Annotated in this window: 11 protein-coding genes; 3 read left to right on the forward strand and 8 right to left on the reverse strand. The window is 73.8% G+C overall.

The genetic code is table 11. From position 1 onward, the window contains the following. Window positions 1-46 precede the first annotated feature (46 nt). The 6 genes from HKK73_RS11000 to HKK73_RS11025 all read right to left on the reverse strand — a co-directional run bounded on the left by HKK73_RS11000 (window position 47) and on the right by HKK73_RS11025 (window position 7,642). On the reverse strand, window positions 47-2,158 hold the full coding sequence (locus tag HKK73_RS11000) for an ABC transporter ATP-binding protein (protein ID WP_171468000.1): 2,112 nt from the start codon (window positions 2,156-2,158) through the stop codon (window positions 47-49). After that, window positions 2,155-3,888, reverse strand: coding sequence for an ABC transporter ATP-binding protein (locus tag HKK73_RS11005; RefSeq protein WP_171468001.1), 1,734 nt, complete (start codon window positions 3,886-3,888; stop codon window positions 2,155-2,157). The genes HKK73_RS11000 and HKK73_RS11005 overlap by 4 nt, the downstream gene beginning before the upstream one ends. A gap of 113 nt (window positions 3,889-4,001) precedes the next feature. Then, the gene (locus HKK73_RS11010; protein ID WP_171468002.1) at window positions 4,002-4,751 is read right to left on the reverse strand and encodes a TetR/AcrR family transcriptional regulator; all 750 of its coding nucleotides are present in this window, start codon (window positions 4,749-4,751) and stop codon (window positions 4,002-4,004) included. Between the two features lie 162 nt (window positions 4,752-4,913). Then, on the reverse strand, window positions 4,914-6,242 hold the full coding sequence (locus tag HKK73_RS11015; protein ID WP_086150611.1) for an SPFH domain-containing protein: 1,329 nt from the start codon (window positions 6,240-6,242) through the stop codon (window positions 4,914-4,916). A gap of 67 nt (window positions 6,243-6,309) precedes the next feature. Then, window positions 6,310-6,780: an NfeD family protein gene (locus tag HKK73_RS11020; protein WP_319946773.1), complete on the reverse strand. Its 471-nt coding sequence runs from the start codon at window positions 6,778-6,780 to the stop codon at window positions 6,310-6,312. Between the two features lie 73 nt (window positions 6,781-6,853). Beyond that, entirely contained in the window at window positions 6,854-7,642 is a 789-nt protein-coding gene (locus HKK73_RS11025) for an ABC transporter ATP-binding protein (protein ID WP_137280637.1), read from the reverse strand. Between the two features lie 27 nt (window positions 7,643-7,669). On the opposite strand from HKK73_RS11025, the gene HKK73_RS11030 reads away from it, so the two are divergent. Further along, on the forward strand, window positions 7,670-8,506 hold the full coding sequence (locus HKK73_RS11030; protein ID WP_253705623.1) for a hypothetical protein: 837 nt from the start codon (window positions 7,670-7,672) through the stop codon (window positions 8,504-8,506). 50 nt (window positions 8,507-8,556) lie between these two features. Here the strand turns inward: HKK73_RS11030 and HKK73_RS11035 are convergent, their stop codons facing one another. Together HKK73_RS11035 and glgA are read right to left on the reverse strand one after the other, a co-directional pair. Beyond that, complete coding sequence (locus HKK73_RS11035) at window positions 8,557-9,039, reverse strand: SRPBCC domain-containing protein (protein WP_137280638.1); 483 nt, start codon at window positions 9,037-9,039, stop codon at window positions 8,557-8,559. Then, window positions 9,036-10,247 (reverse strand): glycogen synthase, encoded by a 1,212-nt coding sequence (gene glgA, locus HKK73_RS11040; RefSeq protein ID WP_034655639.1) that lies wholly within the window; start codon window positions 10,245-10,247, stop codon window positions 9,036-9,038. Before glgA ends, HKK73_RS11035 begins: the two co-directional genes overlap by 4 nt. A gap of 118 nt (window positions 10,248-10,365) precedes the next feature. On the opposite strand from glgA, the gene glgC reads away from it, so the two are divergent. Both glgC and serB read left to right on the forward strand, forming a co-directional pair. Next, on the forward strand, window positions 10,366-11,607 hold the full coding sequence (glgC, locus tag HKK73_RS11045; RefSeq protein ID WP_034655614.1) for a glucose-1-phosphate adenylyltransferase: 1,242 nt from the start codon (window positions 10,366-10,368) through the stop codon (window positions 11,605-11,607). Between the two features lie 86 nt (window positions 11,608-11,693). Next, window positions 11,694-12,362 carry a phosphoserine phosphatase SerB gene (serB, locus tag HKK73_RS11050; protein ID WP_256380351.1) on the forward strand — a complete coding sequence of 223 codons (669 nt, stop codon included), beginning with the start codon at window positions 11,694-11,696 and terminating at the stop codon, window positions 12,360-12,362. The last annotated feature ends 21 nt before the right edge of the window (window positions 12,363-12,383 follow it).

The following is a 12,383-nucleotide window of genomic DNA, read 5'->3' on the forward strand; positions in this document are numbered from 1 at the left end:
ACCTCGCCGCACCCCTCGGGGTGGGCGCGGTGCGGGCCGCGGCGTGTCAGCGTCCCGCGGGACCGCCCGCGGGAGCGCCCACGCCCTCCGGGTCCTCCGCCTCGGCGCCGAGCGGCGCCGCGAACTGGCTCTCGTACAGTCGGGCGTACGCGCCGCCGGCCGCGAGCAGCTCGTCGTGCGACCCCTGCTCGACGATCGAGCCGTGCTCCATGACGAGGATCGTGTCCGCGTCGCGGATCGTCGACAGGCGGTGCGCGATGACGAACGACGTGCGGCCCTCGCGCAGCGCGTTCATCGCCTGCTGCACGAGCACCTCCGTGCGCGTGTCGACGGAGCTCGTCGCCTCGTCGAGCACGAGGATCGCCGGGTCGGCGAGGAAGGCACGCGCGATCGTGAGGAGCTGCTTCTCCCCCGCGCTCACGCTCGAGCCCTCGTCGTCGATCACCGTGGCGTACCCGTCGGGCAGCGTGCGCACGAACGGGTCGACGTGCGTCGCACGCGTCGCGGCGAGGAACGCCTCGTCGTCCACGGTGCGGCCGTCGCGGACGCCGTAGCGCAGGTTCTCCTCGATCGTGCCCTTGAAGAGCCACGTGTCCTGCAGGACCATCCCGATGTCGGAGCGCAGGTCGTCGCGCGTCATGTCCCGCGTGTCCACGCCGTCGAGCGTGATCCGGCCCCCGTCCACGTCGTAGAACCGCATGAGCAGGTTGACGAGCGTCGTCTTGCCCGCGCCCGTCGGCCCGACGATCGCGATCGTCTGCCCCGGTTCCACCACGAGGTCGAGGTGCTCGATGAGCGGGACGTCCGGGTCGTAGGAGAACGAGACGTCCTCGAACGCGACGCGGCCACGCACCGGGTCGACCGTCCTCGCGGGCGACGGGTCCGGCGTCTGCTCCTGCGCGTCGAGCAGGTCGTAGACCCGCTCCGCCGACGCGACGCCCGACTGGAGCAGGTTCATCATCGACGCGATCTGGGTGATCGGCTGCGTGAACTGCCGCGAGTACTGGATGAACGCCTGCACGTCACCGAGGGTCATCGTGCCCGACGCGACCCGCAGGCCGCCCACGACCGCGACGATCACGTAGTTGAGGTTCGCGAGGAAGCCCATCGCGGGCTGGATGGTGCCCGAGATGAACTGCGCGCGGAAGCTCGCGTCGTAGAGCGCCGCGTTCTCGCGCTCGAAGTCGTCGATCGCGGCCTGCTGGTGGCCGTACACCTTGACGAGCGTGTGGCCGGTGTACATCTCCTCGATGTGCGCGTTGAGGCGGCCCGTCGCGGCCCACTGCCGGATGAACTGCGGCTGGGACCGCTTCGCGATCTGCGCCGTGACCAGCACGGACAGCGGCACCGTGACGAGCGCGACGACCGCGAGCAGCGGCGAGATCCAGAACATCACGCCGAGCACGCCGACCACCGTGAGCACGGACGTCACGAGCTGGGACAGCGTCTGCGTGAGCGTCTGGGAGATGTTGTCGATGTCGTTCGTCACGCGCGAGAGGATCTCGCCGCGCGCGTTGCGGTCGAAGTACGACAGCGGCAGGCGCGCCAGCTTGGCCTGCACCTCGCCCCGCAGCCGGTAGACCGTGCGCTGCACGACGATCGCCGTGATGCGCCCCTGGAGCCAGCCGAAGAGGAACGAGCCGACGTACACGGCGAGCACCCACGCGAGCACGGTCGCGAGCGCGGTGAAATCGATGCCCTCGCCGGGGACGAGCCCCGGCACGCCGGAGACGAGGTCGGCGACCTGGTCCTGGCCCTGCGCCCGCAGCGCCTCGACGGCCTGCTGCTGGGTGACGCCGGCCGGGAGCTGCGAGCCGACCACGCCCGCGAAGATGATGTTCGTCGCGTTGCCGAGGAGCTTCGGCCCGGCGACCGCCAGCGCCACGGACACCACGCCGAGGATCACGACGGCGACGATCGGCACGCGCTCGGGGCGCAGCGAGCCCACGAACCGGCGCAGGGAGCCCTTGAAGTCGAGCGCCTTCTCCCCGGGGACGCCCATGCCGCCCATGGGGCCGTGCCCGCCGCCACCGCGGGGTCGGCCCGCGAGCCGGGTCCCGGCGACGTCGCGCCCGCCGGCCGCCGCGGGTGCGCCGGTCTCGGGAGCGCCGTCGCCCGACGTCGCGGGCGTGCGCGAGGCGTCCTGCTCGCCGCTCATGCTGCCTCCTCGATCGAGAGCTGGGAGTAGACGATCTCCTGGTACGTCTCGTTGGACTCGAGGAGCTCGGCGTGCGTGCCGCGACCGACGATGCGGCCGTGGTCGAGCACGAGGATCTGGTCGGCGCCCCGGATCGTCGCGACGCGCTGCGCCACGACGATCACGGTCGAGCGCCGCGTGCGGGGCGCGAGCGCCGCGCGCAGGCGGGCGTCCGTCGCGTAGTCGAGCGCGGAGAACGAGTCGTCGAACAGGTAGACCGCCGGGTCGCGCACGACCGCGCGGGCGATCGCGAGTCGCTGACGCTGCCCGCCCGAGAAGTTCGTGCCGCCCTGCGCGACCGGTGCGTCGAGGCCGCCGTCGAGCGCCTCGACGAAGTCGCGCGCCTGCGCCACCTCGAGGGCCTCCCACATCTGCTCCTCGGTGGCGTCGGGCCGGCCGTAGCGGAGGTTGTCGGCGACCGTCCCGGAGAACAGGTAGGCCTTCTGCGGCACGAGGCCGAGGAGGGAGCCGAGGTCCGCGCCGGTGAGGTCGCGCACGTCGGTCCCGTCGATCCGCACGGAGCCGCCCGTCACGTCGAACAGCCGCGGCACGAGGTTGAGGAGCGTCGTCTTGCCGGAGCCGGTCGAGCCGATGATCGCCGTGGTCCGCCCGGGCTCCGCGACGAACGACACGTCGTGGAGCACCGGCTCCTCGGCCCCGGGGTAGCGGAACTCGACGCCGTCGAGCTCGACGCGGCCCGTCCGCGTGGTGAGGGCGACCGGCCGCTCGGGCTCGACGACCGTCGCGCGGGTCTGCATGACGTCGGTGATGCGCTCCGCGGAGACGGCCGCGCGCGGCACCATCATGAACATCATCGTCGACATCATCACGGCCATGAGGATGTACATGAGGTACGACAGGAACGCGGTGAGCGCCCCGACCTCCATGTCGCCGGCGTCGATCTGGCGCCCGCCGAACCACAGCACCGCGATGCTCGACGCGTTCATGACGAGCATGACGGTCGGGAACATGAGCGCCATGAGCTTGCCCGCCTTGAGCGAGACGTCGAACAGGGCGTCGTTCGCGACGTCGAACCGCTCGGCCTCGCGACGCTCCCGCACGAACGCGCGGATCACGCGGATGCCGGTGATCTGCTCGCGCAGCACGGCGTTGATGCCGTCGATCTTCTTCTGCATCTGCCGGAAGTAGGGCACCATCCGCCAGATGATGAGCCCGACGCTCACCCCGAGGACCGGCACGATGACGAGCAGCAGGCCGGAGAGCTCGACGTTCTCCTGCAGCGCCATGACGACGCCGCCGACCAGCATGATGGGCGCCATGACCATGATGGTCAGCGAGAGCAGCACGAGCATCTGCACCTGCTGCACGTCGTTCGTCGTGCGGGTGATGAGGGACGGCGCCCCGAACTGGCCCATCTCCTGGGCGGAGAAGCGCTGCACGTTGGTGAACAGCCCGGCGCGCACGTCGCGGCCGAACGACATGGCGACCCTGGCGCCGAAGTAGACGGCCGCGACCGCGCACACGACCTGGCCGAGGCTCACGAGGAGCATGAGGCCGCCGGTGCGCATGATGTACGCGGTGTCGCCCTGCGTGACGCCCTGGTCGATGATGTCGGCGTTGAGGCTCGGCAGGTAGAGCGACGCGAGCGTCGCGAGGAGCTGGAGCACGAGGAGGACGACGATCGGCGTCCGGTAGGGACGCAGTCGCGTCCGCAAGAGGCTGACGAGCATGGGCTTCCTGTCCGGGAGGGGGCTGCGGGACGAGGGCGCGAGCCGCGGGTCGCGGGTGCGCGGGGCGGGCGGCACCGGGCGAGGGTGCGCGCGCGTCGTGGACGGGCCGCCGGTCAGGGCGACGGGTCGGTCGTGACGTCCGCCCCGATGCCGCCGAGGATGAGGTCGGCGAGCTGCACGGCGTCGAGCCTGTCACCGCCCGAGAGGTGCGGCAAGGCGTTTCCGAAGACGAGCGAGAACAGCGCCCGGGCGGCCAGCCCGGGGTCCACGCGCAGCTGAGCCCGGTGCGCCGCGAGCTTGCTCTCGATCGCCGCGACGATCTCGCGCGCCGAGCGCTCCCGGGCGTCGAACCCGGCGCGGCGGGCGTCCCGGCCGTCCCCGGCTCGCATCCGGCGCACGGCCTCGGCGCGGTCCGCCGTCGCGCGGTGCGGGTCGAGCACCTGGTGCGCCGCGGCGAAGATGCGCATGCCGACGCGCTGCGCCTCGAGCAGGAACTCGACGATGCTCACGACGAGCGGGCGCAGCCCGTCGTCGTCCGGGAGCGTGCCGATCGCGGCGACGGCGGGCGCCGGGTCGAGCGAGCGCACGACCGCGGCGTGGAGGATCTCGTCCTTGTCCGCGAACGCGCGGAACAGCGTGCCCTCCGCGACGCCCGCGGCGTCGGCGATCTGGCGCGTCGTCACGGCGGCGCCGTGCTGGACGAGCAGCGGGATCGTCGCGGCGGCGATCGCGTCGCGGCGCTCCTCGCGCGAGAGCGGCCGTGCGCGCGTGCGCTCCGGGGTGGACGCCTCGGACCGCGCGCCCGAGGGCGCGTCGAGAGGAGCGTCGGGCGGGGCGTCGGAGGGCACGGAGACGGGGACCACGTCACGACGGTAACTGAGTGAGCACTCACTCTCAAGCCGTCCGCTCCCGGCGAACCTCCGGCGGGCGGCGCGACGGCGCCCCCGCACCCGGGTGGGTGCAGGGGCGTCGTCGTGCGTGGCCGGGTGCCACCGCGGCCGCTGGGGCCGCGCGGTGGCGCCCCGTCAGTGCCGCGGCGAGAAGGACGGCGGCCCGCCGGCGGGCGGCTCGTCGCGCGGGGGCTCGTCCGTGGTCGGCGCGTCCTCGACGATCGGCTGCGGAGGCGGCGGCGCGTACTGCGACGGCCCGCCCAGCGGACGCGGCGTGGCGGTCCCGGGCTCCGGCGCGGCCGCGTGGTGCTCGCCGGGGCCGCCCGGGTGCTGGCCCCGCTCGGTCTGCGGGTCGAACGGCAGGCCCGACCGCGTGCCCGAGCTCGTCGCGTCCGCCGTCGCGGCCTCCGCCTGACGCCGCGCCTCGGCCAGGGCCTCGGCAGGGTCGGTCAGCGACGGGACGCCGAACTTCACACGGTCACGGTCGCGCTCGCGACGCGCCTCGGCGCTCGCCTCGGCCGCCTCCGCGTCCTCGGCAGGGCCCCCGCTCGGCACTCCCCCGCCGTCGATCCCCGGCACGCCGCCGAACCCCTTGGCGATCGAGCCGAGCGCCGCCGTGAACTCCGTCGGCACGACCCACAGCTTGCTCGCCGTGCCGTTCGCGATCTGCGGGAGCATCTGGAGGTACTGGTAGGCGAGCAGCTTCGGGTCCGCGTCGCCCTCGTGGATGGCGTCGAAGACCTGGAGGATCGCGCGCGCCTCGCCCTCGGCCCGGAGGATCTGGGACTGCGCGTCACCCTCGGCCCGGAGGATCGCCGCCTGCTTCTCACCCTCGGCCGTGAGGATCTGCGACTGCTTGACGCCCTCCGCGGTGAGGATCGCGGCGCGGCGGTCACGCTCGGCGCGCATCTGCTGCTCCATGGAGCCCTGCACGCTGGGCGGCGGGTCGATCGACTTGAGCTCGACGCGGTTCACGCGGATGCCCCAGCGCCCGGTCGCCTCGTCGAGGACGCCGCGGAGCTGGCCGTTGATCTGGTCGCGGCTCGTGAGCGTCTGCTCGAGGTCCATCGAGCCGATGACGTTGCGCAGGGTCGTGACGGTCAGCTGCTCGATCGCGGTGATGTAGTTCGCGATCTCGTAGACCGCGGACTTCGGCTCGGTGACCTGGAAGTAGATCACCGTGTCGATGCTCACCACGAGGTTGTCGGACGTGATGACCGGCTGCGGCGGGAACGACACGACCTGCTCGCGCAGGTCGACCGAGGCACGGACGCGGTCGATGAACGGCACCAGGAGGTGCAGGCCCGGCTCGAGCGTGCGCGAGTACCGGCCCAGGCGCTCGACGATGATCGCGACCGCCTGCGGCACGATGCGCACCGCCTTGACGAGCGCGACGATGACGAAGATCAGGATCAGCGCGAGGACGACGTACGCGAGGATCGTTCCGGGACTGGGGTCGTTCATCGACTGCCTCCTGGTCGTCGGTCGCGCGACCGGTCGCCCGGCGGCGCGGTGCGGGTGTGCCGGCTGGTCACGACCCGGTGGGGTGCTGGGCGGGCAGCGGCGCGACGACGGCCGTCGCGCCGTCGATCCGGACGACGCGCACCTCCGTGCCCACGGGGATCTGCGGCGCGTCGGGCTCGGTCCGCGCGGTCCAGACCTCCCCGACGAGCTTCACGCGGCCGCCGAACTCGCTGACGCGGTCCACGGCGAGCGCCGTGCGGCCGACGTGCGCCGCGACGTTCGTCTCCGTGAGCGGGACGCGCGAGCGCAGGTGCCGCAGGAGCCACGGGCGCAGCGTGAGGAGCAGGATGACGCTCACGACCGCGAACGCGACGATCTGGAGCCAGAGCGGCCCGCCGGCGGCGTTGACGCCGGCGGCGGCGAGCGATCCCCCGGCGAGCATGATGAGCACGAGGTCGAGCGAGATGATCTCCACGAGACCGAGGAGCAGTGCCGCTCCGACCCACCACAGCCAGTCCATCTCGACCCCCGATCCCACGTGCGCGCTTTACGTGTACTTTACCGAATTTCCGCCCGCGGTGCACGCCCCGGGCGCGTGCCGCGCGCGGAGGTCACGCCCGCGCGGCGCGCGCCATCCACCGGCCGCCGCCGTGCGCGACGAGCAGCGGCACGCCGAACGCGTCGCTGAGGTTCTCCGCGGTGAGCACGTCGCGGATCGGGCCCGCGGTGTGTACGACGCCGTCCTTGAGCAGCAGGACGTGCGTGAAGCCCGGCGGGATCTCCTCGACGTGGTGCGTGACGAGCACGAGGACCGGCGACGCCGGGTCTCCGGCGAGCTCCGCGAGCGCGCCCACGAGCTCCTCGCGGCCCCCGAGGTCGAGGCCCGCGGCGGGCTCGTCGAGCAGCAGGAGCTCCGGGTCCGTCATGAGGGCGCGCGCGATCTGCGTGCGCTTGCGCTCCCCCTCGGACAGCGTGCCGAAGGTGCGGTCCGCGAGGTGGTCGACGCCGAACGCGGCGAGCAGGTCGTCCGCGCGCTGCGCGTCGAACTCCTCGTACTCCTCGCGCCACCGCCCCGTGACGCCGTAGGCGGCGGTGAGCACGACGTCGCGCACGGTCTCGTCGCCGGGGATGCGGTCGGCCAGGGCCGCGGACGCGAGCCCGACGCGCGGGCGCAGCTCGAACACGTCGACGCGGCCGAGCCGCTCGCCGAGGACGTCGGCCGTGCCGGCCGTGGGGTGCATGCGTGCGGACGCGATCTGCAGGAGCGTCGTCTTGCCGGCGCCGTTGCGGCCCAGCACGACCCACCGCTCGCCCTCGTTCACCTGCCAGTCCACCGCGTCGAGGATGGTCTTGGGGTGGCGTCGGACGGTGACGCCCTTCAGGTCGAGAACCGCGCTCATGGTCACCGACCCTATAGGTTGGCCGTCGTGGTCTCACACTCGTCCGGGGGTCCGCACGACGCCCCGCAGCCCGCCCCGGGCCCCGGCTCCGCGTCGAGCGCGGGCGCCCTCCCTCGCAGCGCCCTGCTCGCGCTGTGGCTGCGCGCCGCGCGCCTCGGCGACGACGACGGGACGGCCCGCCTCGTGCGCGCCGTGGAGCGCGACGACGAGCCGCACGTGGTGTCCGGGGCGCTCGGCGACGTCCGGCTCGCGGACCTCGCGGGCGCGTGGGCCGGCGACGCGCGCGAGGTCGTCGCGCTCGCGCCGGTCCCCGGCGACGTGTCGGGCGTCCCGCCCGAGGTCTCCGCGAGCGCGACGGACGCGGGCGAGAGCGTCGTGGTCACGACGTCGTCCGGGTCGTGGGCGCTCGTGCCCGAGGTCACCGAGTTCGGCAGCGACCTGGAGCCGGGCCACCTCGTCACGTGGCACGTCACGCAGGTCGGGCCGTGGAGCGCCCGCGTGCTCGGCGCGGTCGGGTCGCTCCCCGAGGCGGAGCGCGACCTGCGCACGGCGCTCCTGCTGGCCACGCGCGCCCTCGACGAGCTCGACGTCGCCCGCTGGCGCGACGACGCCGCGGGCGCCATCGCCGACCTGCGCGCGGGCGGCGCCCCGACCTGGCAGCTCCCGCCCGGCGTCCCGCCGCGCGCCGTCCAGGTCCTCGTGCAGGCCGTGCGCCTGCGCGCGATCGTCGACCTCGCGACCGCCGACGACGGCGGCGCCGTCAACCTCTGGCAGGCCGACCAGCGCTCGACGGCGCTGCGCGAGGTCGACCGCGCGTCCCGCCACGCCGTGGGCGCCGCCACGTTCTGGGCCGCCACCGCCTGACCCGGACCGCTGACCGCCACCGCCCGGCCCGGTCCGCGCGGCGTCGGCCGTCAGGCGCGCGACGTCACGTAGGCGTCGAGGTGGGCGAGCGAGGAGGCCATCCCGGCGGCGTGGTCCGCCGGGGAGATGCCCGGCGGCACGCCCGTCGCACGGACCGTGACGCGCGCGCCGTCCCCGACCGGCTCGACGGTCCACGTCATCGTCATGGTCCCGGCGAACGCCGAATCGTCCGCGGCGAAGACGACCTGCTGCACGACGCTCCGGCCCGGGACGAGGTCGACGACCGCGACGTCGACGACGTCGGTCCCCTCGCCCGTCTTCCCGGGGTCGGCCTGCGGGTCGTCGTAGGCGAGGACCATGCGGTAGCCGCCGCCGGGGCGCAGGTCGAAGCGCTCGAAGCTCCCCGTCATGCCGTCGGGCGGCAGCCAGGCCGCGAGCGCGTCCTGGTCGACGAGCGCGCGGTACACGGCGCGGGGCGCGGCGGCGACGAGGCGCGACGCCTCGTCGACCCGGTCGCTCCCCGCGGTGGTCACGACTGCCCCAGCACCGTCCGGTAGACCTCGAGCGTGCGCTCGCCGATCGCGTCCCACGCGAAGTGGTCCTCGACGCGCTGCCGGGCCGCGCGGCCCATCGCGGCGGCCCGCTCGGGGTCGCTCACGACCTGCGTGAGCGCGGCGGCGAGGTCGGCGACGAAGCGGTCGGGGTCGAGCGGCGTGCCCGTGCCGTCGTCCGCCTGGTCGATCGGCACGAGGAGGCCGGTGACGCCGTCGTCCACGACCTCGGGGATGCCGCCCGTGGCGGTCCCGACGACGGGCAGCCCGACGGCCATCGCCTCGAGGTTGACGATGCCGAGCGGCTCGTACACGGACGGGCAGACGAAGACGGTCGACGCGGCGAGCACCGCGACGAGCTCGGCGCGCGGCAGCATCTGCTCGATCCAGACGACCCCGCTGCGCTCGGCCTGCAGCTCGGCGACGGCGCCGCTCACCTCCGCGGCGATCTCCGGGGTGTCCGGGGCGCCCGCGCACAGGACGAGCTGGACGTCGTCGGGCAGCGAGCGCGCGGCCCGCAGCAGGTACGGCAGCCCCTTCTGGCGCGTGATCCGCCCGACGAACACCACGGCGGGCCGCCCGGGGTCGATCCCCAGGTCGCGCACGACGCGGTCGGCGACGTCCTGCTGCACGCCCGGCTCGGGACGGCGCCAGCCGTCGAGGTCGATCCCGTTGTGCACGACGTGCACCTTCGCCGGGTCGACCTGCGGGTAGACACGCAGGATGTCGTCGCGCATCCCGCCGGAGACCGCGACGATCCCCGCGGCACCCTCGTACGCGGTGCGCTCCGCCCACGACGACAGCGCGTACCCGCCGCCGAGCTGCTCCGCCTTCCACGGCCGCAGCGGCTCGAGCGAGTGCGCGGACAGCACGTGCGGGACGCCGTGCAGCAGCCCCGCGAGGTGGCCCCCGAGGTTCGCGTACCAGGTGTGCGAGTGCACGAGGTCGGCGCCCGCGACGTCGTCCGCCATCTGCAGGTCGACGCCGAACGTGCCGAGCGCGGCGTTCGCCCCGGACAGGACGCCGGGCACGGAGTACCCGGTCACGCCGTCGTCGCCGCGCGGGCCGTCGAAGCAGCGCACGCGCACGTCGACGTGGCGCCGCAGCACCGCGGACAGCTCGGCGACGTGCACGCCGGCCCCGCCGTAGACGTGCGGCGGGTACTCACGGGTCAGGAGGTCGACTCTCACGCGCCACACCGTAGCCGAGTCGCCCGCCGCGGACCCCCGGTGGGCGGGGCCGACGCGACCCGCGCCCAGGATGCGGGTCCTGCTGCGTGGTCCCGCCCCGAGGGGCTACCGTCTGGGCATGGCCGCCGCACCCCGAGTCCTCGCCATCGTCCTCGCCGGGGGCGAGGGCAAGCGCCTCATGCCGCTCACCGCCTCGCGGGCCAAGCCCGCGGTGCCGTTCGGGGGCATCTACCGCCTGGTCGACTTCGCGCTGTCCAACCTCGTGAACTCGCACTACCTGCACATCATCGTGCTCACGCAGTACAAGTCGCACAGCCTCGACCGGCACATCACGAAGACGTGGCGCATGTCGTCGCTGCTCGGCAACTACGTCGCTCCGGTGCCCGCGCAGCAGCGCGTCGGCAAGCACTGGTACCTCGGCAGCGCGGACGCGATCTACCAGTGCCTCAACATCATCGACGACGAGCGTCCGGACATCGTCGTCGTCGTGGGCGCGGACCACGTGTACCGCATGGACTTCTCCCAGATGGTCGACGCGCACGTCGAGTCCGGCGCGCAGCTCACCGTCGCGGGCATCCGCCAGCCGATCTCGATGGCGGACCAGTTCGGCGTCATCGAGACCGACCCGAAGGACCCGACGAAGATCGCCGCGTTCCGCGAGAAGCCGTCGGACCCGGTGGGCCTCGCCGACTCCCCGGACGAGGTGCTCGCCTCGATGGGCAACTACGTCATCGACACCGACGCGCTGGTCGAGGCCGTCACGTCCGACGCCGCGAACGCGGACTCCCGCCACGACATGGGCGGCGACATCGTGCCCGCCTTCGTCGAGAAGGGCACCGCGGCGGTCTACGACTTCATCCGCAACGACGTGCCGGGCTCGACGGACCGCGACCGCGACTACTGGCGCGACGTGGGGACGATCGACTCGTACTACGACGCGAACAAGGACCTCATCGCCGTCACGCCGGTCTTCAACCTCTACAACGAGGAGTGGCCGCTGCACACCGGCTACACCGGTCTGCCGCCCGCGAAGTTCGTGCACGCCGGGCGCGGCCGCCTGGGCCACGCCGCGGACTCGATCGTCTCCCCCGGCGTGATCATCTCGGGCGCGACGGCGGTCGGCTCCGTCCTGTCGCCCGGCACCTACCTGCACTCGTGGTCGTCCGTCTCGGACTCCGTGCTCATGGACGGCGTGCAGGTGCACCGCCACGCGCAGGTGCACCGCGCGATCATCGACAAGAACGTCGTCGTCGGGGAGCAGGCCCGCATCGGCCTCGACCCGGAGCAGGACCGCGCGCGCGGCTTCACGGTCACCGAGTCCGGGATCACGGTCGTCCCCAAGGGGACGGTCGTCGAGTGACGCCTTCCCCGACCGGCGTCGTGCACGTGCCCGACGCCGCGCCGAGCCCTGCCCCGCCCGCGACCGCCAGCCCGAGGAGCCCTCGCGTGACCCCCGACCCGCCGAGCGCCCCCGTGCGGCTCCTCGTCATGGACGTCGACTCGACGCTCATCGAGCAGGAGGTCATCGAGCTCCTCGCCGACCACGCCGGCACGCGCACCGAGGTCGCCGCGGTGACCGAGCGCGCGATGCGCGGCGAGATCGACTTCGGCGCCTCGCTGCGCGAGCGCGTCGCGACCCTCGCGGGCGTGCCCGTCGAGGCGTTCGACGACGTCCGCGAGCGCGCGACCTTCACCCCCGGCGTCCGTGAGCTCGTGGCCGAGGCCCGACGCCGCGGCTGGGAGGTCGCGCTCGTCTCGGGCGGCTTCGAGGAGGTCGTGGCGGGTCTCGCGGCCGAGCTCGGCATCACGCGCTTCCGCGCGAACCGGCTCGAGGTCTCCGGCGGGAGGCTCACGGGCCGCACGACCGGGCCGGTGGTCGACCGTGCGGCGAAGGAGGCCGCGCTGCGCGAGTTCGCGGCCGAGCTCGACCTGCCGATGAGCGCGACGATCGCCGTGGGCGACGGCGCGAACGACCTCGACATGATCGGCGCCGCGGGCGTCGGCATCGCCTTCGCGGCCAAGCCCGTCGTGCGCGAGCAGGCGCCCTACGGCGTCGACGGACCGCGTCTCGACGCGGTGCTCGCGGTCGTCGACCAGGTCGACGCCGCGCGCTGACCCCGGACGCACGAGAGCCCT

The organism is Cellulosimicrobium sp. 72-3 (assembly GCF_013127315.1).
Taxonomy (GTDB): Bacteria; Actinomycetota; Actinomycetes; order Actinomycetales; family Cellulomonadaceae; genus Cellulosimicrobium; species Cellulosimicrobium funkei.